Origin of the sequence: Streptomyces sp. NPDC059852 (assembly GCF_042731455.1) — a bacterium.
Classification (GTDB): Bacteria; Actinomycetota; Actinomycetes; order Streptomycetales; family Streptomycetaceae; genus Streptomyces.
Map to the genome: position 1 here is coordinate 80,328 of NZ_JBHWJK010000015.1, position 15,672 is coordinate 95,999.

The 15,672-nt window shown below is 72.4% G+C and carries 13 protein-coding genes; 9 read left to right on the top strand and 4 right to left on the bottom strand.

The genetic code is table 11. From position 1 onward, the window contains the following. The first annotated feature begins 34 nt into the window (after positions 1 to 34). Genes ACFV46_RS20340 through ACFV46_RS20350 form a run of 3 tightly spaced genes read left to right on the top strand, consistent with a single transcriptional unit; the run spans position 35 to position 3,440 of the window. Positions 35 to 964: an NTP transferase domain-containing protein gene (locus ACFV46_RS20340; protein WP_385499065.1), complete on the top strand. Its 930-nt coding sequence runs from the start codon at positions 35 to 37 to the stop codon at positions 962 to 964. Continuing rightward, positions 961 to 2,346, top strand: a complete 1,386-nt coding sequence (locus tag ACFV46_RS20345) for a molybdopterin molybdotransferase MoeA (protein WP_385499066.1) — start codon at positions 961 to 963, stop codon at positions 2,344 to 2,346. Before ACFV46_RS20340 ends, ACFV46_RS20345 begins: the two co-directional genes overlap by 4 nt. Next, complete coding sequence (locus ACFV46_RS20350; RefSeq protein WP_385499067.1) at positions 2,334 to 3,440, top strand: potassium channel family protein; 1,107 nt, start codon at positions 2,334 to 2,336, stop codon at positions 3,438 to 3,440. The genes ACFV46_RS20345 and ACFV46_RS20350 overlap by 13 nt, the downstream gene beginning before the upstream one ends. Positions 3,441 to 3,454: 14 nt before the next feature. Here the strand turns inward: ACFV46_RS20350 and ACFV46_RS20355 are convergent, their stop codons facing one another. Both ACFV46_RS20355 and ACFV46_RS20360 read right to left on the bottom strand, forming a co-directional pair. Beyond that, complete coding sequence (locus ACFV46_RS20355) at positions 3,455 to 4,303, bottom strand: ABC transporter permease (protein WP_361929402.1); 849 nt, start codon at positions 4,301 to 4,303, stop codon at positions 3,455 to 3,457. Then, the gene (locus ACFV46_RS20360; protein ID WP_361929400.1) at positions 4,300 to 5,307 is read right to left on the bottom strand and encodes an ATP-binding cassette domain-containing protein; all 1,008 of its coding nucleotides are present in this window, start codon (positions 5,305 to 5,307) and stop codon (positions 4,300 to 4,302) included. Before ACFV46_RS20360 ends, ACFV46_RS20355 begins: the two co-directional genes overlap by 4 nt. Before the next feature lie 170 nt (positions 5,308 to 5,477). Between ACFV46_RS20360 and ACFV46_RS20365 the strand changes: the two genes are divergently transcribed. Continuing rightward, a complete protein-coding gene (locus ACFV46_RS20365) occupies positions 5,478 to 6,458 on the top strand; it encodes an NAD(P)H-quinone oxidoreductase (protein ID WP_385499070.1) in 981 nt (326 codons plus the stop codon). A 20-nt stretch (positions 6,459 to 6,478) separates the two neighbouring features. Here the strand turns inward: ACFV46_RS20365 and ACFV46_RS20370 are convergent, their stop codons facing one another. Further along, positions 6,479 to 7,216, bottom strand: a complete 738-nt coding sequence (locus ACFV46_RS20370) for a hypothetical protein (protein ID WP_385499072.1) — start codon at positions 7,214 to 7,216, stop codon at positions 6,479 to 6,481. 230 nt (positions 7,217 to 7,446) lie between these two features. Between ACFV46_RS20370 and ACFV46_RS20375 the strand changes: the two genes are divergently transcribed. Then, on the top strand, positions 7,447 to 7,986 hold the full coding sequence (locus ACFV46_RS20375; RefSeq protein ID WP_361929392.1) for a bacterial proteasome activator family protein: 540 nt from the start codon (positions 7,447 to 7,449) through the stop codon (positions 7,984 to 7,986). Between the two features lie 91 nt (positions 7,987 to 8,077). Here the strand turns inward: ACFV46_RS20375 and ACFV46_RS20380 are convergent, their stop codons facing one another. Beyond that, positions 8,078 to 9,709, bottom strand: a complete 1,632-nt coding sequence (locus tag ACFV46_RS20380; protein WP_361929389.1) for a protein kinase — start codon at positions 9,707 to 9,709, stop codon at positions 8,078 to 8,080. A gap of 351 nt (positions 9,710 to 10,060) precedes the next feature. Between ACFV46_RS20380 and ACFV46_RS20385 the strand changes: the two genes are divergently transcribed. The 4 genes from ACFV46_RS20385 to ACFV46_RS20400 all read left to right on the top strand — a co-directional run bounded on the left by ACFV46_RS20385 (position 10,061) and on the right by ACFV46_RS20400 (position 15,658). Beyond that, positions 10,061 to 11,617 carry a protein kinase gene (locus ACFV46_RS20385; protein ID WP_376727590.1) on the top strand — a complete coding sequence of 519 codons (1,557 nt, stop codon included), beginning with the start codon at positions 10,061 to 10,063 and terminating at the stop codon, positions 11,615 to 11,617. A 457-nt stretch (positions 11,618 to 12,074) separates the two neighbouring features. Continuing rightward, on the top strand, positions 12,075 to 13,253 hold the full coding sequence (gene pdhA, locus ACFV46_RS20390; RefSeq protein ID WP_385499073.1) for a pyruvate dehydrogenase (acetyl-transferring) E1 component subunit alpha: 1,179 nt from the start codon (positions 12,075 to 12,077) through the stop codon (positions 13,251 to 13,253). 1 nt (position 13,254) lies between these two features. Continuing rightward, the gene (locus ACFV46_RS20395; protein WP_361929383.1) at positions 13,255 to 14,235 is read left to right on the top strand and encodes an alpha-ketoacid dehydrogenase subunit beta; all 981 of its coding nucleotides are present in this window, start codon (positions 13,255 to 13,257) and stop codon (positions 14,233 to 14,235) included. A gap of 10 nt (positions 14,236 to 14,245) precedes the next feature. Then, positions 14,246 to 15,658 (top strand): dihydrolipoamide acetyltransferase family protein, encoded by a 1,413-nt coding sequence (locus ACFV46_RS20400; protein WP_385499074.1) that lies wholly within the window; start codon positions 14,246 to 14,248, stop codon positions 15,656 to 15,658. Positions 15,659 to 15,672: the final 14 nt, after the last annotated feature.

Sequence of the window (15,672 nt, forward strand, 5' to 3'; positions counted from 1 at the left end):
TCCCTGTGATCGCGGGGACACGCATACTCGGGGGGTGACCGCGTACCGACCCACGCCCCCGCCGGGCGCACCCCCCGCCGCGTACGACGCCGTCGTGCTCGCCGGCGGCGCGGCCCGGCGGCTGGGCGGCGTGGACAAACCCGCGGTGCGCGTGGGCGGCCGGGCCCTGCTCGACCGGGTCCTCGGCGCCTGCGCCGACGCGCGGGCGACCGTCGTCGTCGCCGGCCCGCGTCCCACCGCCCGTCCGGTGCGCTGGGCGCGGGAGGACCCGCCCGGCGGCGGCCCGCTCGCCGCCCTGGACGCCGGGCTCCGGCACACCACCGCCGATGTGGTCGTCGTCCTCTCCGCCGATCTGCCGTTCCTCCACGAGGACACGGTGCGCACCCTGCTGGCCGCCCTGAGCGGCGCCCCGGACACGGCGGGCGCGCTGCTCACCGACGCCGACGGCCGCGACCAGCCGCTCGTCGCCGCCTACCGTGCCCCGGTCCTGCGCCGTGAACTGGCCGCGCTCGCCGGGGAACACGGCGCGCTGACCGGGCTCCCCCTGCGCCGGCTGACCGGCGCCCTCGACCTCACCCGCGTCCCCGACCCCGTCGCGTCCTTCGACTGCGACACCTGGGACGACATCGCCACCGCCAGGGCACGCATCAGGGAGCATGGGCACGTGTTGGATGAATGGATTTCCGCAGCCAAGGACGAACTGGGCATCGACCTCGACGTCGACATCAAGGTCCTGCTGGACCTCGCCCGGGACGCGGCCCACGGCGTCGCGCGGCCCGCGGCACCCCTGACCACCTTCCTCGTCGGCTACGCGGCGGGCCGGGCCCAGGGAGGCCCCGAGGCCGTCGCCGAGGCGTCCCGCAAGGCCGCCGCGCTCGCCCGGCGCTGGGCGGACGAGGCCGCCGCCGCCAAGGCCGACGCGGCCCCCGACGCCACCCCCGACACCCGCCCGGACGCCGGATGACCCCCGGCGGCACGCGGGCCGGCCAGGACGCCGAGGACCTCGACATCGAGGAGGTGCTCGCCCTCGTGAACGAAGGCCACGGCCCGTCCGCGCACGGCGACTCCGTGCCCGCCCCCGCCCCGCGCCCCCACGGCTCCGGGCGGTCCGGCGGGCCCACGGAGGGCGGTCACCACCGGGCCACGCCCTGGCCCGACGCGCGCGAGACCGCCGCCCGGGCGGCCCGCGCGGCGGTGAAGGCCGCGCGCCGCGCCCCCGTCTCGGTGCCGCTGGACGCCGCCCTCGGCCTCACCCTGGCCGCCCCGCTCACCGCGCTGACCGACCTGCCCTCCTTCGACACCTCCGCGATGGACGGCTGGGCGATCGCCGGTCCGGGCCCCTGGGCGGTGCGCGAGGAGGGCGTCCTGGCCGGGCACGCCGAGGCCGTCGCGCTGACCGACGGGGAGGCCGTGCGGATCGCGACCGGCGCCCGTATCCCGCCGGACACCACCGCCGTGCTGCGCTCCGAGCACGGCACCATGGACGCCAAGGGCCGGCTCCACGCGGGCCGGGACATCGAGCCGGGCCAGGACATCCGCCCGCGCGGCCAGGAGTGCCGTACCGGCGACCATCTGCTCGCGACCGGCACCATCGTGACCCCGGCCGTGCTCGGCCTGGCCGCTGCCGCCGGGTACGACACGCTCACGGCCGTGCCCCGCCCCCGGGTGGAAGTCCTCGTCCTCGGCGACGAGTTGCTGACGGAGGGGCTCCCCCACGACGGTCTGATCCGTGACGCCCTCGGGCCGATGCTGCCGCCCTGGCTGCGCGCGCTCGGGGCCGAGGTCCTCGCCGTGCGCCGGCTCGGCGACTCCGCCGCGGCCCTGCGCAAGGCGCTCACCGCCTCCCGCGCGGACCTGGTCGTCACCACGGGCGGCACGGCCGCCGGCCCCGTCGACCATGTCCACCCCACGCTGGAGCGCATGGGCGCCGAACTGCTGGTGGACGGCGTCCAGGTGCGCCCCGGGCACCCCATGCTGCTGGCCCGTCTCAAGGAGGACCAGCACCTCGTCGGCCTGCCCGGCAACCCCCTGGCCGCCGTGTCCGGGCTGCTCACGCTCGCCGAGCCGCTGCTGCGGACGCTCGCGGCACGTCCCGCGCCGGAGTCCTACACCCTTCCGCTGAAGGAGGCCGTGCACGGGCATCCGCAGGACACCAGGCTGGTGCCGGTCGTCCTGCGCGGCGATCACGCCGTGCCGCTGCACTACCACGGCCCGGCCATGCTGCGCGGCATGGCGGCGGCCGACGCCCTGGCCGTCGTACCGCCCGGCGGTGCCCGGGCCGGTCAGGAGACCGCACTGCTGGATCTGCCGTGGGCGGCCGCCGGTATCGAGGTGTGTTTCACGTGAAACTTCCGGGTCAGGACGCGATCGCCCGTCAGGCGGAGGAGCGGATCGAGACCTATCGGGTCACGCTCCCGAAGAAGATCGTGGAGCACCCCTTCCGGCAGGTCGCCAAGCGGGTGTCGCTGGCCCTCGCCCTGCTGGTGCTCACGGCGCTGATCGTCTACGCCGACCACGGGGGATACAACGACAGCTCCGACGGCTCGGTCGATCTTCTCGACGCCTTCTACTACTCGACCGTCACGCTGTCGACCACCGGGTACGGGGACATCACCCCGGTCAGCGACGCCGCCCGGTTCACGAATATCTTCGTCATCACGCCCATGCGGGTGCTGTTCCTGATCATCCTGGTCGGCACCACGCTCGAGGTCCTGACCGAACGGACCCGCGAGGAATGGCGCCTGAACCGCTGGAGGTCCACCTTGCGTGACCACACCGTCGTCGTCGGCTTCGGCACCAAGGGCCGTTCGGCGATCCAGACCGTCTGTGCGACCGGACTGAGCAAGAACCAGGTCGTCGTGGTCGACCCCAGCTCCAAGGTGATCGAGGCGGCCGTCGCCGAGGGCTACGCCGGTGTCACCGGGGACGCGACACGCAGCGAGGTCCTGAAGCGGGCCGAGGTGCACAAGGCGCGGAAGATCATCATCGCGACCCAGCGCGACGACACGGCCGTGCTGGTGACCCTCACGGCCCGCCAGCTCAACCGGGGCGCGAAGATCGTGGCCGCCGTCCGTGAGGAGGAGAACGCTCCGCTGCTGAAGCAGTCCGGGGCGGACGCCGTCATCACCAGCGCCAGCGCGGCCGGACGGCTGCTCGGCCTGTCCGTGCTCAGTCCCGCGGCCGGCATGGTGCTGGAGGACCTGATCCACCAGGGCACGGGGCTCGACATCATCGAACGGCCGGTCATAAAGGCCGAGGTGGGCAAGAAGCCCCGGGAGCTGGACGACCTGGTGATCAGCGTCCTGCGCGGGCACAGGGTGCTCGGCTACGACGACCCGGCCGTCGGCACCCTGGAGCTGACGGACCGGCTCATCACCATCGTGCGGATGACGCCGGGCGCACATGTGGCACTCGACGCCCGGCCGCTGCCCCAGGACTGACGCCCCGCCCGGTTCTACTTGCGGTTGTACAGCCGCATCGTGACCGGCCCGAAGACCAGCACGAAGAGGCACGTCCAGCCCAGCGACCAGGCGACGTCGGCCGCGGGCCAGTCGCCCGCCATCAGTCCGCGCACCGCCGTGGCCAGGTGGGTGATCGGGCTGTTGTTGACGAACGCCTGGAGCCAGCCCGGCATGGTTTTCGGGTCGACGAAGACGTTGGACAGGAAGGTCAGCGGGAAGATCACCATCATGCTGACGCCCATCACCGACTTCTCGGAGCGCAGCAGCAGACCGAACATCGTCCAGATCCACGAGAACGCGAACGAGAAGGCGACCAGCAGCGCGATGCCCGCCACGACGCCGCCCACCCCGCCGTCCGGGCGGAAGCCGAGGATCATGCCGACGGTGAGCATCACGACGGACGCGATCGTGTAGCGCAGGGCGTCGCCCAGCAGATAGCCGACCATCGTGGACGGGCGCCAGATCGGCAGCGTCCGGAACCGGTCGAAGACGCCCTTCTCGATGTCCGTGTTCACCGAGACACCGGTGTACATGGTGATCATCACGACCGACATCACCAGGATGCCCGGCAGCAGGAACTGGATGTACGCCGTCGGGGACCCGGCCAGGGCGCCCCCGAACAGGTACGTGTACATCAGCACCAGCATGATCGGGAACGCGGTGACGTCGAAGAGCTGTTCCGGCACATGCTTGATCTTCAGAATCGCCCGCCAGCCGAACGTCATCGACGCCGACCAGGCGCTGGGCCGCGCCGGACGCTCCTTGGCGATCAGCAGCGCGGCGAGCGACTCGGTGCTGACGGGGGCGAGGTCCCTGCCCTCGGTCTGTGTCACGGTGCTCATGCCGCCACCTCGTCCTGGTCGCCCTCGGCCTCATGGGTGTCGTGTCCGGTCAGGGCGAGGAACACCTCGTCCAGGCTGGGCTGGCCCAGCGAGAAGTTGTCGACGGTGATGCCGCCGCGGGCCAGCTCGGCGAGCGCGCGGCCGGCCTGCTCCGCCGCGCCCTGCCCGTTGGCGGCGCCGCCGACGCGGGCGGTGAGGGCCACGGGGTCGGGCTCGGACTGCACCTCGGCGTCCAGGGCCAGCCGCAGGATGCGCGCGGCCTCCGGTCGCTGCGCCGGGTCGCGCAGCCGCAGATGGACGGTGCCGGCGCCGACGGACGCCTTCAGCTCGCCCTTGGTGCCCTCCGCGATCACCCGGCCCTGGTCGATCACGGCGATCCGGGACGCCAGCTGGTCCGCCTCGTCCAGATACTGCGTGGTCAGCAGGACGGTGGTGCCCTGGGCGACGACCGCCCGGACGATGTCCCACACCTGGTTGCGGCTGCGCGGGTCCAGGCCGGTCGTCGGCTCGTCGAGGAAGAGCAGGTCGGGGGTGTTCAGGATCGACGCGGCGATGTCGATACGGCGGCGCATGCCGCCCGAGTAGTTCTTGACCTGCTTGCCCGCCGCGTCCGTCAGCCCGAAGGCCTCCAGCAGCTGTGCCGCGCGCTCGCGTGCGGCCGGCTTGCGGTGGCCGAGGAGGCGGGCCAGCAGGACCAGGTTCTCCGTGCCGGTGAGGTCCTCGTCGACCGAGGCGTACTGGCCGGTGAGGCTGACCCGGCCGCGTACCGCGTCGGCCTCGCGCACCACGTCGTGCCCGAAGACATGCGCCTCGCCGCCGTCCGGGCGCAGCAGGGTGGCGAGCATCTTCACCGTGGTCGTCTTGCCAGCGCCGTTCGGTCCGAGGACGCCGTAGACCGTGCCGGCCGGAACCGCGAGGTCCACGCCGTCGACGGCCCGTGTCTCACCGAATGTCTTCACCAGGCCCGCGGTCTCGATGGCGAGACCGGTCGTCTGCGTGCTCATGCTGTCGGGGTCCTTCCGGAAGGGTCCTTCCGCGGTCTTGGGCTACGCATGGGGAGACCTTTACGGTCTCGCAAACTCATCGGTGCCGCACAGGATTTTCACCGGGACCGGTGCCGCGCACGGGACGGCGGACGGTGGTGGACGCGCGCCCCGGGGGTAGCGTCCGTGACATGCATGCGATCACGATTACGGAACCGGGCGGGCCCGAGGCGCTGGTGTGGGACGAGGTCCCCGACCCCGTGCCGGGCGAGGGCGAAGTGCTGGTCGAGGTGGCGGCGGGCGCCGTCAACCGGGCCGACCTGCTGCAACGGCAAGGCTTCTACGACCCGCCGCCCGGCTCCTCCCCGTACCCCGGTCTGGAGTGCTCCGGCCGGATCGCCGAGGTGGGCCCCGGCGTCTCCGGCTGGGCCGTCGGCGACGAGGTCTGCGCGCTGCTCGCGGGCGGCGGCTACGCCGAGAAGGTGGCCGTGCCGGCCGGGCAGCTGCTGCCGGTGCCGGAGGGCGTGAGCCTGACGCAGGCAGCGGCGCTGCCCGAGGTGGTGTGCACGGTCTGGTCGAACGTCTTCATGATCGCCCATCTGCGCCCCGGCGAGACCCTGCTCGTGCACGGCGGCTCCAGCGGCATCGGCACCCTCGCGATCCAGCTGGCCAAGGCGGTCGGCGCGAAGGTCGCCGTCACGGCGGGCAGCAAGGAGAAGCTAGAGCGGTGTGCCGAGCTGGGCGCCGACATCCTGATCGACTACCGGGAGCAGGACTTCGTCGAGGAGATCAAGGAGGCCACGGGCGGTGCCGGGGCGGACGTGATCCTCGACATCATGGGCGCGAAGTACCTCGACCGCAACATCCGGGCCCTCGCCGTGAACGGCCGCCTCGCGATCATCGGATTGCAGGGCGGGGTGAAGGGCGAGCTCAACCTGGGTGCCCTGCTGGCCAAGCGTGCCGCCATCACCGCGACCTCCCTGCGGTCCCGCCCGCTGGAGGAGAAGGCGGCGATCGTCGCGGCCGTACGCGAGCATGTGTGGCCGTTGCTGAAGGCCGGCCACGTCCGTCCGGTCGTCGACCGCGAGATCCCGATGAACGACGCCGCCGAGGCGCATCGGGTGGTCGAGGAGAGCGGGCACGTCGGCAAGGTGGTGCTGGTCGTGCCGTAGAAGGCCGGCCAAGACACCCCCTAGCCGCGGCGCAGGCGCAGTCCGACGAAGGCCAGGCCCAGGCCGAGGCCGACGAGGACCAGGCCCATGCCGAGAGGCAGGACCTGCAGGACGGGCTGCTGTGCCCGCTGACGGGTGCCGGCGCCCTGTGCGTCGTCGGCCGCCCGGGAGGACGGCTGCGCGGTGGCGTCGGCGTCGGCCGTGTCCTCGTCGTCCGGTACGGCGGCGGTGTCCTCGTCGGCCGGGGGTGCCGTGGCGTCCCGGTCGCCGGCCGGGCGCACCGCCGCCTCCGACTCCTCCAGGGGTGCCTTCTGCCTCCCGGGCCGCTCACGGCCCTCACCGGGCCGGCTTCCGGCCCGGGACGGTTCGTCGGAGGGCCTGGTCCGGCCGGCGGAGGGGCCGTGGGCGCTGGCGCTGGGCGACGGCTCGTGCCGGGCGGAGTGCCAGGACTCCCGCACCCATTCCCGGTCACCGGCCTCCTCGCGCCCGTCCGGCCCGCGGTGCTCGCGGTGCTCCCCGTGCCGCGACGGCATGGCGGAGGGCCCTTCGGAGGCGGAGGCGGAGGCGGCCGGGTGCGAGGGGCGCCCGGAGCCCCGGCCCTCCTGCTCGTCGGCGGACGGGCCCGTGGACGGCGACTCCCGGAAACCCGCCGTAGGGCCCTGAGCGGCGCGCGCCGTCTCGGCGCCGTGGGCCACGCCGGTGCCACCGCCCGCGACCAGTCCCATGACCAGCACACCGAGCAGTCCGGTCGTGCGCATGACCCCCATCGCTCCCACTGCCTTCACCACCCAAGAGTCCGCGGCACCCCGAGCCAGCCCACCCCCAGGGGACAAGCCTCACAGCACTGGGCGCACCCGGCATTCCGGGCGCCGCCACCCGGCCGACCCGCCCAGGTGGGCGTGCGGAATCTCCGGCGGCGTGAACGGTGGATCAGCCCCCGCGGGGGGCACCCCGACGATGAGCTGTCCAGGTGCGAGAGAATGGCGGCATGGAGATGCCGAGGAACGACAGGCAACCCGAGAACCCCCAGATCCTGGTCGTGGGCCAGGACGGGATGGCGCTCGGTGGCGGCGGCGGGGACGACGACTCCCGCGAGATCCCGGTGACGGAGCAGGTGGAGCAGCCCGCCAAGGTCATGCGCATCGGCAGCATGATCAAGCAGCTGCTCGAAGAGGTGCGCGCCGCTCCCCTCGACGAGGCGAGCCGGGCCCGGCTGAAGGAGATCCACGCCAGTTCGGTCAAGGAACTGGAGGACGGCCTGGCCCCCGAGCTCGTCGAGGAGCTGGAGCGGCTGTCGCTGCCGTTCACGGACGAGGGGACGCCGTCCGACGCGGAACTGCGCATCGCGCAGGCTCAGTTGGTCGGCTGGCTGGAGGGCCTCTTCCACGGCATCCAGACCACCCTGTTCGCCCAGCAGATGGCGGCGCGCGCCCAGCTGGAGCAGATGCGCCGCGCCCTCCCGCCCGGTGTGGGCGGCGACGACGGCGACCACCCGCAGGCCGGCCGGACGGGCGGCCCGTACCTGTAGGACGTCCTCAGCCAGGGACGACGAGGGCCCGGCGGCCGATGCCGCCGGGCCCTTCCGTGTCGGCCCGTCACTGACGGACCGGACCGGTCCGTCACTCGGGATTGCCGGTGGACACCTTGAACTTCATCACCGGCGGGTTGTCGGGGTCGAAGTCCTTGCGGATCTGGGGGTCCTGTTCCATGACGGTGCCCTGGCCGTACGTGTTCTCGTTGGTGTCGATCTTCTCGTACTCCCAGCCGGCGGCCTTCAGGCACTCCTCGACCGACGGCCAGTACCGGAAGGTCAGATCCGGCATCGTCACCTTGTCCGGGTCGAGGTAGGACTCACGCGGCTCGGTGCACTCGCTCGTCTCGACGGTCCGCGAGGTGTCGCCCTGCCGCCAGCCGGGCGCCTTGGAGATCTCGGTGGCCGTGGGCGAGCCGCCGCCCCCCTTGCCCTCGTCGCCCCCGCCGCCGTTCATCGACAGCGCGGCGATCAGACCGCCCACGGCGACCAGGGCCACGACGATCGAGCCGATGATCACGGACCGGTTCCGCTTCCCGCCGCCCGGCGCGCCCTGCCCCTGCGGCGCGATCGTGTACGGCGGAGGCGTCGCGTGGCCGGGCTGCGGGGAGTAGGAGGCGGGCGCCGGAGTCGTGAAGCCGGACTGCTGCGGATAGCCGTACGCCGGGGTCGGCCCGGACGGCGGCGGGGTGCCGTACGGAGAGGGCGGCGTCGGCTGGTAGGGCGTCTGGACGGGGCCCGTGCTCGGCGGCGTCTGCCCGACCGGCGGGAACACCGAGGCTCCGACGCCCTGGCCGCTCTGCGTCTGCGCGCCCGGCACGATGCTCGGCGGCGCCGCCTGGAAGGACTGCGCGATCCGCAGGCACTCGTCGCGCATGGACTCGGCGCTGGGGAAGCGTTCGTTCGGGTTCTTCTTCAGCGCGCGGGCCACCAGCGCGTCCACCGCGGGCGGCAGCGAGCGGTTGATGGAGGACGGGGCGACCGGCTCCTCCTGGACGTGCGCGTACGCGATGGCCAGCGGCGAGTCCGCGTCGAACGGCAGCCGCCCGGTGACGAGCTGGAACAGCATGATGCCGACCGAGTACAGGTCGGAGCGGGCGTCCACACCCCGGCCGAGGGCCTGCTCCGGCGAGAGGTACTGCGGGGTGCCGACCACCATGCCGGTCTGCGTCATCGACGTCACGCCGGACTGCATGGCGCGCGCGATGCCGAAGTCCATGACCTTGACGACGCCGCGCTTGTTCAGCATCACGTTGCCCGGCTTGATGTCCCGGTGGACCAGGCCCATCTCGTGGCTGATCTCCAGCGCGGCGAGCACATCCGCGGTGATCTTCAGCGCCTGGTCGGCGGGCATCGCCCCGGCCTGCCGCACCGCCTCGTCGAAGACCGAGCTGAGCGGGCGGCCCTCGATGTACTCCATGACGATGTACGGCGTCGTCATGCCGTCCATCTCGTCCTCGCCGGTGTCGAAGACGGAGACGATGTTGGTGTGCGTGAGCTTGGCCACTGCCTGGGCCTCGCGGCGGAACCGCTCGCGGAACGCCGGCTCGCGGCCCAGCTCGGTGTGCAGCGTCTTGACCGCCACCTGACGGTCGAGCACGGAGTCGTAGGCGAGGTGGACGGAGGCCATGCCGCCCTGGCCGAGCAGGTCGCGCAACTGGTAGCGGCCACCGGCCAGCGACCGTCCCGCGTGCGCGTTCTGTGCGCCGTCCTGGCTCATGTTCTGCGTCCCCCGTGCCCCTTGGGCGCCTGCGGCTGCCCGGGATCCGCTGATCCCGGTTGATCCAATGTGCTATTCCCGGCCAAGTCTGCCCCACGGCACCGACAGGTCAAGCGAGGTGCCCGTTCCGTGACCGTACGCGAAGGCCGCGTCGCCCAAGCGTTACAGGGGTCGTACCGTCGGTGCACACAATTTGCACGTGGGGGCCGGGTGAAGGTTTCATGACCGGTCCGTCTTCGCCAGATCGGGGCGGCCGTCCCGGACCGGCGGCTTGCGCCGAGGCTGTAGCGTGGCCGACGGAGACCGTAACAACACCGCGCGCACCGCGGGCAGAAACGACGGCGAGGACCGATGGCACAGCAGCAGCGCGCTCAGGGCCCGTCCGACCCCGAGGCGGCTGGCGGCGGTATGTCAGACGCGCCGGAGATGTGGGGTAACGGCGGGCTGGTCGGGGACGGCCGGTACCGGCTGACCCGCAGACTCGGCCGGGGCGGCATGGCCGAGGTGTTCGCGGCCGAGGACGTCCGGCTGGGACGCACCGTGGCGGTCAAGCTGCTGCGCTCCGACCTCGCCGAGGACCCGGTGTCCAAGGCCCGCTTCACGCGCGAGGCCCAGTCCGTGGCCGGCCTCAACCACCACGCGATCGTCGCCGTGTACGACTCCGGCGAGGACGTCGTCGGCGGCCACTCCGTGCCGTACATCGTCATGGAGATCGTCGAGGGCCGCACCATCCGCGACCTCCTGATCAACGCCGAGGCGCCCGGACCCGAGCAGGCGCTCATCATCGTCTCCGGTGTGCTGGAGGCGCTCGCCTACTCGCACCAGCACGGCATCGTGCACCGCGACATCAAGCCCGCCAACGTCATCATCACCAACAACGGCGCCGTGAAGGTGATGGACTTCGGCATCGCGCGCGCCCTGCACGGCGCGCAGTCGACGATGACCCAGACCGGCATGGTCATGGGCACCCCGCAGTACCTCTCGCCCGAGCAGGCGCTCGGCAAGGCGGTCGACCACCGCTCCGACCTGTACGCGACCGGCTGCCTCCTCTACGAGCTCCTCGCGCTGCGCCCGCCCTTCACCGGCGAGACCCCGCTGTCGGTGGTCTACCAGCACGTCCAGGACATCCCGACCCCGCCGTCCGAGGCGTCCGACGCCGCGCCGCCGGAGCTCGACGGCCTCGTCATGCGCTCGCTCGCCAAGGAGCCGGACGACCGGTTCCAGACGGCCGAGGAGATGCGCGGCCTCGTCCAGTACGCGCTCCAGATGCTGTACGACCAGGGCGGCCACACCGGCACCTGGAACACCGGCCCGGTGACCACGCACGAGGGCCGGCACACCCCGGCCGGCGGCTTCGCGCACACGGCCGTCATGGGACACCCGGGAGACCCCGCCTCCGGTACGACCCAGATCCCGCAGCCGATCCTGCCCGGCGGCTACGGCGGCGGGGACGACGGCGGCTTCGAGGGGCACGGCAACCGGGGCAGCGGCCGCGGCAAGCTGTGGATCCTCGCCGTCCTCGCGGTCATCGCGATCGCGGCCGGCGTCGCGCTCGCCGTCAACAACGGCAAGGGCGGCGGCGACGACAACACGCCGACCAAGCCCACGGCGACCCAGAGCGAGGACCGGGACAAGCCGTCCGAGGAGCCCACGGACGAGGTGACCGAGGACCAGACCGGCGGCTTCGAGAACGGCGGCACGGACACCGGAACCGACCCGGACTGGTCGCCGACCCAGGAGCCGACCCAGGAGCCGACGCGGGAGCAGCCGCAGAAGCCGACCCAGGACCCGACGACTCAGGAGCCGACGCAGGACCCGACGGAGGACCCGACGGATCCCGAGACGGAAGACCCGTCCACACCGCCGGTGGATCCGCCCCCGACGGGGACCGCGCAGCCCAACACATAGCCGGCCGGAACCCCTCCACCCCCGCGCGCGTGCGCCCCCGAACGGGCTCACGCGCGCTTTTCACACCCCTGAGCTGCGCTTTGTCGCTGCGCGTGGCCGCCGGACACGGACCGTGACACGACGACCCTTCCCGTGACCTGGCTCACCGATATAACGTGCCGTTGTTCCGGCCCCCTGCAAGGCTGTGACCAGGACCGTTCCCGACTTTCGAGATTTACTTGGATTTCCAAGCAAAATCCCAGGTCAGGAGGGGTTTCACAGAAATGTGGAGCACTGGGTAACGTGCCTTTTGCAGGGCGCTCGCCGGGGCACCTGTCACGCCTGTCCCCAACGAGCCGCACCCACCCCGTGCGTCCGAGGGCCGCAGGTGAGCCGCGCCCCCACGTTCCCACCGCGGAACAGGGGGTAACCCCAGCACCCGGCGAACCCGGGTAGCCGGACCGACGGAGGAGCACACGTGACCGTGGAGAGCACTGCCGCGCGAAAGCCGCGACGCAGCGCCGGTACCAAGAGCACGGCCGGCAAGACCGCATCCGCGAGGAAGACGGCGAGCGCCGAGCCCGAGCTCGTCCAGCTGCTGACGCCCGAGGGCAGGCGCGTCAAGAACGCCGAGTTCGACAAGTACGTCGCCGGCATCACCCCCGAAGAGCTCCGCGGCCTCTACCGCGACATGGTGCTCACCCGCCGCTTCGACGCCGAGGCCACCGCACTGCAGCGCCAGGGCGAGCTGGGCCTGTGGGCGTCGCTGCTCGGCCAGGAGGCCGCCCAGATCGGCTCCGGCCGCGCCACCCGCGAGGACGACTACGTCTTCCCGACGTACCGCGAGCACGGCGTCGCCTGGTGCCGGGGCGTCGACCCCACCAACCTGCTCGGCATGTTCCGCGGCGTGAACAACGGCGGCTGGGACCCGAACAGCAACAACTTCCAGCTGTACACGATCGTCATCGGCTCCCAGACGCTGCACGCCACCGGCTACGCGATGGGCGTCGCCAAGGACGGCGCGGACAGCGCGGTCATCGCCTACTTCGGCGACGGCGCCTCCAGCCAGGGCGACGTGGCCGAGTCCTTCACGTTCTCCGCGGTCTACAACGCCCCCGTGGTGTTCTTCTGCCAGAACAACCAGTGGGCGATCTCCGAGCCGACCGAGAAGCAGACCCGGGTGCCGCTGTACCAGCGCGCGCAGGGCTACGGCTTCCCCGGCGTCCGCGTCGACGGCAACGACGTCCTCGCCTGCCTCGCCGTGACGAAGTGGGCGCTGGAGCGCGCCCGCAACGGCGAGGGCCCGACGCTGGTCGAGGCCTTCACGTACCGCATGGGCGCCCACACCACCTCCGACGACCCGACCCGCTACCGCGGGGACGAGGAGCGCCAGTCCTGGGAGGCGAAGGACCCGATTCTGCGCCTTCGCGCGTACCTGGAGTCCGCAAACCACGCGGACGAGGGATTCTTCGCGGAACTGGAGACCGAGAGCGAGGCGTTGGGCAAACGAGTGCGCGAAGCGGTCCGCGCCATGCCGGACCCGGACCGTTTCGCCATCTTCGAGAACGTGTACGCGGACGGGCACGCGCTCGTCGACGAGGAGCGCGCCCAGTTCGCCGCCTACCAGGCGTCGTTCGCGGACGTAGAGGGGGCCTGACATGGCAGCGGAGAAGATGGCTCTGGCCAAGGCGATCAACGAGTCGCTGCGCCGCGCCCTGGAGACGGACCCGAAGGTCCTCGTGATGGGTGAGGACGTCGGCAAGCTCGGCGGTGTCTTCCGTGTCACCGACGGCCTGCAGAAGGACTTCGGCGAGAGCCGGGTCATCGACACCCCCCTCGCCGAGTCGGGCATCGTGGGCACCGCGATCGGTCTCGCCCTGCGCGGCTACCGCCCGGTCGTGGAGATCCAGTTCGACGGCTTCGTCTTCCCGGCGTACGACCAGATCGTCACGCAGCTCGCGAAGATGCACGCCCGCTCGCTGGGCAAGGTCAAGCTCCCCGTCGTCGTGCGCATCCCCTACGGCGGCGGCATCGGCGCGGTCGAGCACCACTCGGAGTCGCCGGAGTCGCTGTTCGCGCACGTCGCCGGTCTGAAGATCGTCTCCCCGTCGAACGCGTCCGACGCGTACTGGATGATGCAGCAGGCCATCCAGAGCGACGACCCGGTGATCTTCTTCGAGCCCAAGCGCCGCTACTGGGACAAGGGCGAGGTCGTCACCGACGCGATCCCCGGCCCGCTGCACAAGGCGCAGGTGGTCCGCGAGGGCCGCGACCTGACGCTCGCCGCCTACGGCCCGATGGTGAAGACCTGCCTGGAGGTCGCCGCCGCGGCCGCCGAGGAGGGGCGCGACCTGGAGGTCCTGGACCTGCGGTCGGTCTCCCCGCTCGACTTCGACACCATCCAGACCTCGGTGGAGAAGACCCGCCGGCTGGTCGTGGTCCACGAGGCCCCGGTGTTCTTCGGTTCCGGCGCGGAGATCGCCGCCCGGATCACCGAGCGCTGCTTCTACCACCTGGAGGCCCCGGTGCTCCGGGTCGGCGGCTACCACGCCCCGTACCCGCCGGCGCGTCTGGAGGAGGAGTACCTGCCGGGTCTGGACCGGGTGCTCGACGCCGTCGACCGTGCCCTGGCGTACTGAGGAGAGGGTCGTGACGACGATGACAGACGCGTCCGTGCGCGAGTTCAAGATGCCCGACGTCGGTGAGGGACTCACCGAGGCCGAGATCCTCAAGTGGTACGTCCAGCCGGGCGACACCGTCACCGACGGGCAGGTGGTCTGCGAGGTCGAGACCGCCAAGGCGGCCGTCGAGCTGCCCATCCCGTACGACGGTGTGGTCCGCGCCCTGCACTTCCCCGAGGGCACCACGGTCGACGTCGGCACGTCGATCATCGCGGTCGACGTCTCCGGCGGGGCGGCCCCGGCCGCCGAGGAGCCGGCCGCGCCCACGCCGGCGCAGGAGGAGGAGACCGAGCCGCAGGGCCGTCAGCCGGTGCTCGTCGGCTACGGCGTCTCCGCCTCGTCCACCAAGCGCCGCCCCCGCAAGGGTGCCGAGGCGCCGCGCCAGGAGCCCGAGCCGGCGACGCAGGCCCTCCAGGCCGAGCTGAACGGCCACGGCCCCGCCGCCGCGCCGGCCCTGGGCCGTCCGCTGGCCAAGCCGCCGGTGCGCAAGCTGGCGAAGGACCTCGGCGTCGACCTGGCGACGGTCACCCCGACCGGCCCCGACGGGATCATCACCCGCGAGGACGTGCACGCGGCGGTGGCGGCGCAGGCCCCGGCCGCCGAGCAGGCGCCCACGGCCCCCCAGGTGGCCCCGCCCGCCCCGGCGGCGGTCCCGGCGCCCGCCGCCTCGTACGACGGCGCCCGGGAGACCCGGATCCCGGTCAAGGGCGTCCGCAAGGCCACGGCGGCGGCGATGGTGGGCTCGGCGTTCACGGCCCCGCATGTCACGGAGTTCGTGACCGTGGACGTGACGCGGACCCTGAAGCTGGTCGAGGAGCTGAAGGCGGACAAGGAGTTCGCGGGGCTGCGGGTGAACCCGCTGCTGCTGATCTCCAAGGCCCTGCTGGTCGCGATCAAGCGCAACCCGGACATCAACGCGTCCTGGGACGAGGCCCACCAGGAGATCGTGCGCAAGCACTATGTGAACCTGGGCATCGCGGCGGCCACCCCGCGCGGCCTGATCGTGCCGAACATCAAGGACGCCCACGCCAAGACGCTGCCGCAGCTGGCGGAGGCACTGGGCGAGCTGGTGTCCACGGCCCGCGAGGGCAGGACGTCACCGGGCGCGATGCAGGGTGGCACGGTCACCATCACCAACGTCGGCGTCTTCGGCGTCGACGCCGGCACCCCGATCCTCAACCCGGGCGAGTCGGCGATCCTCGCGGTCGGCGCCATCAAGCTCCAGCCGTGGGTGCACAAGGGCAAGGTGAAGCCGCGTCAGGTCACCACGCTGGCGCTGAGCTTCGACCACCGCCTGGTGGACGGCGAACTGGGCTCCAAGGTGCTCGCGGACGTGGCGGCCATCCTGGAGCAGCCCAAGCGGCTGATCACCTGGGCGTGAGCCTGACGCGGGCC

What these genes read in the sequence shown, in the direction of transcription:
- ACFV46_RS20345 (WP_385499066.1), top strand. Translation starts at nt 961, where the DNA reads ATGACCCCCGGCGGCACGCGGGCCGGCCAGGACGCCGAGGACCTCGAC.
- ACFV46_RS20355 (WP_361929402.1), bottom strand. Translation starts at nt 4,303, where the DNA reads ATGAGCACCGTGACACAGACCGAGGGCAGGGACCTCGCCCCCGTCAGC.
- ACFV46_RS20360 (WP_361929400.1), bottom strand. Translation starts at nt 5,307, where the DNA reads ATGAGCACGCAGACGACCGGTCTCGCCATCGAGACCGCGGGCCTGGTG.
- ACFV46_RS20365 (WP_385499070.1), top strand. Translation starts at nt 5,478, where the DNA reads ATGCATGCGATCACGATTACGGAACCGGGCGGGCCCGAGGCGCTGGTG.
- ACFV46_RS20370 (WP_385499072.1), bottom strand. Translation starts at nt 7,216, where the DNA reads ATGCGCACGACCGGACTGCTCGGTGTGCTGGTCATGGGACTGGTCGCG.
- ACFV46_RS20375 (WP_361929392.1), top strand. Translation starts at nt 7,447, where the DNA reads ATGGAGATGCCGAGGAACGACAGGCAACCCGAGAACCCCCAGATCCTG.
- ACFV46_RS20380 (WP_361929389.1), bottom strand. Translation starts at nt 9,709, where the DNA reads ATGAGCCAGGACGGCGCACAGAACGCGCACGCGGGACGGTCGCTGGCC.
- ACFV46_RS20385 (WP_376727590.1), top strand. Translation starts at nt 10,061, where the DNA reads ATGGCACAGCAGCAGCGCGCTCAGGGCCCGTCCGACCCCGAGGCGGCT.
- ACFV46_RS20395 (WP_361929383.1), top strand. Translation starts at nt 13,255, where the DNA reads ATGGCAGCGGAGAAGATGGCTCTGGCCAAGGCGATCAACGAGTCGCTG.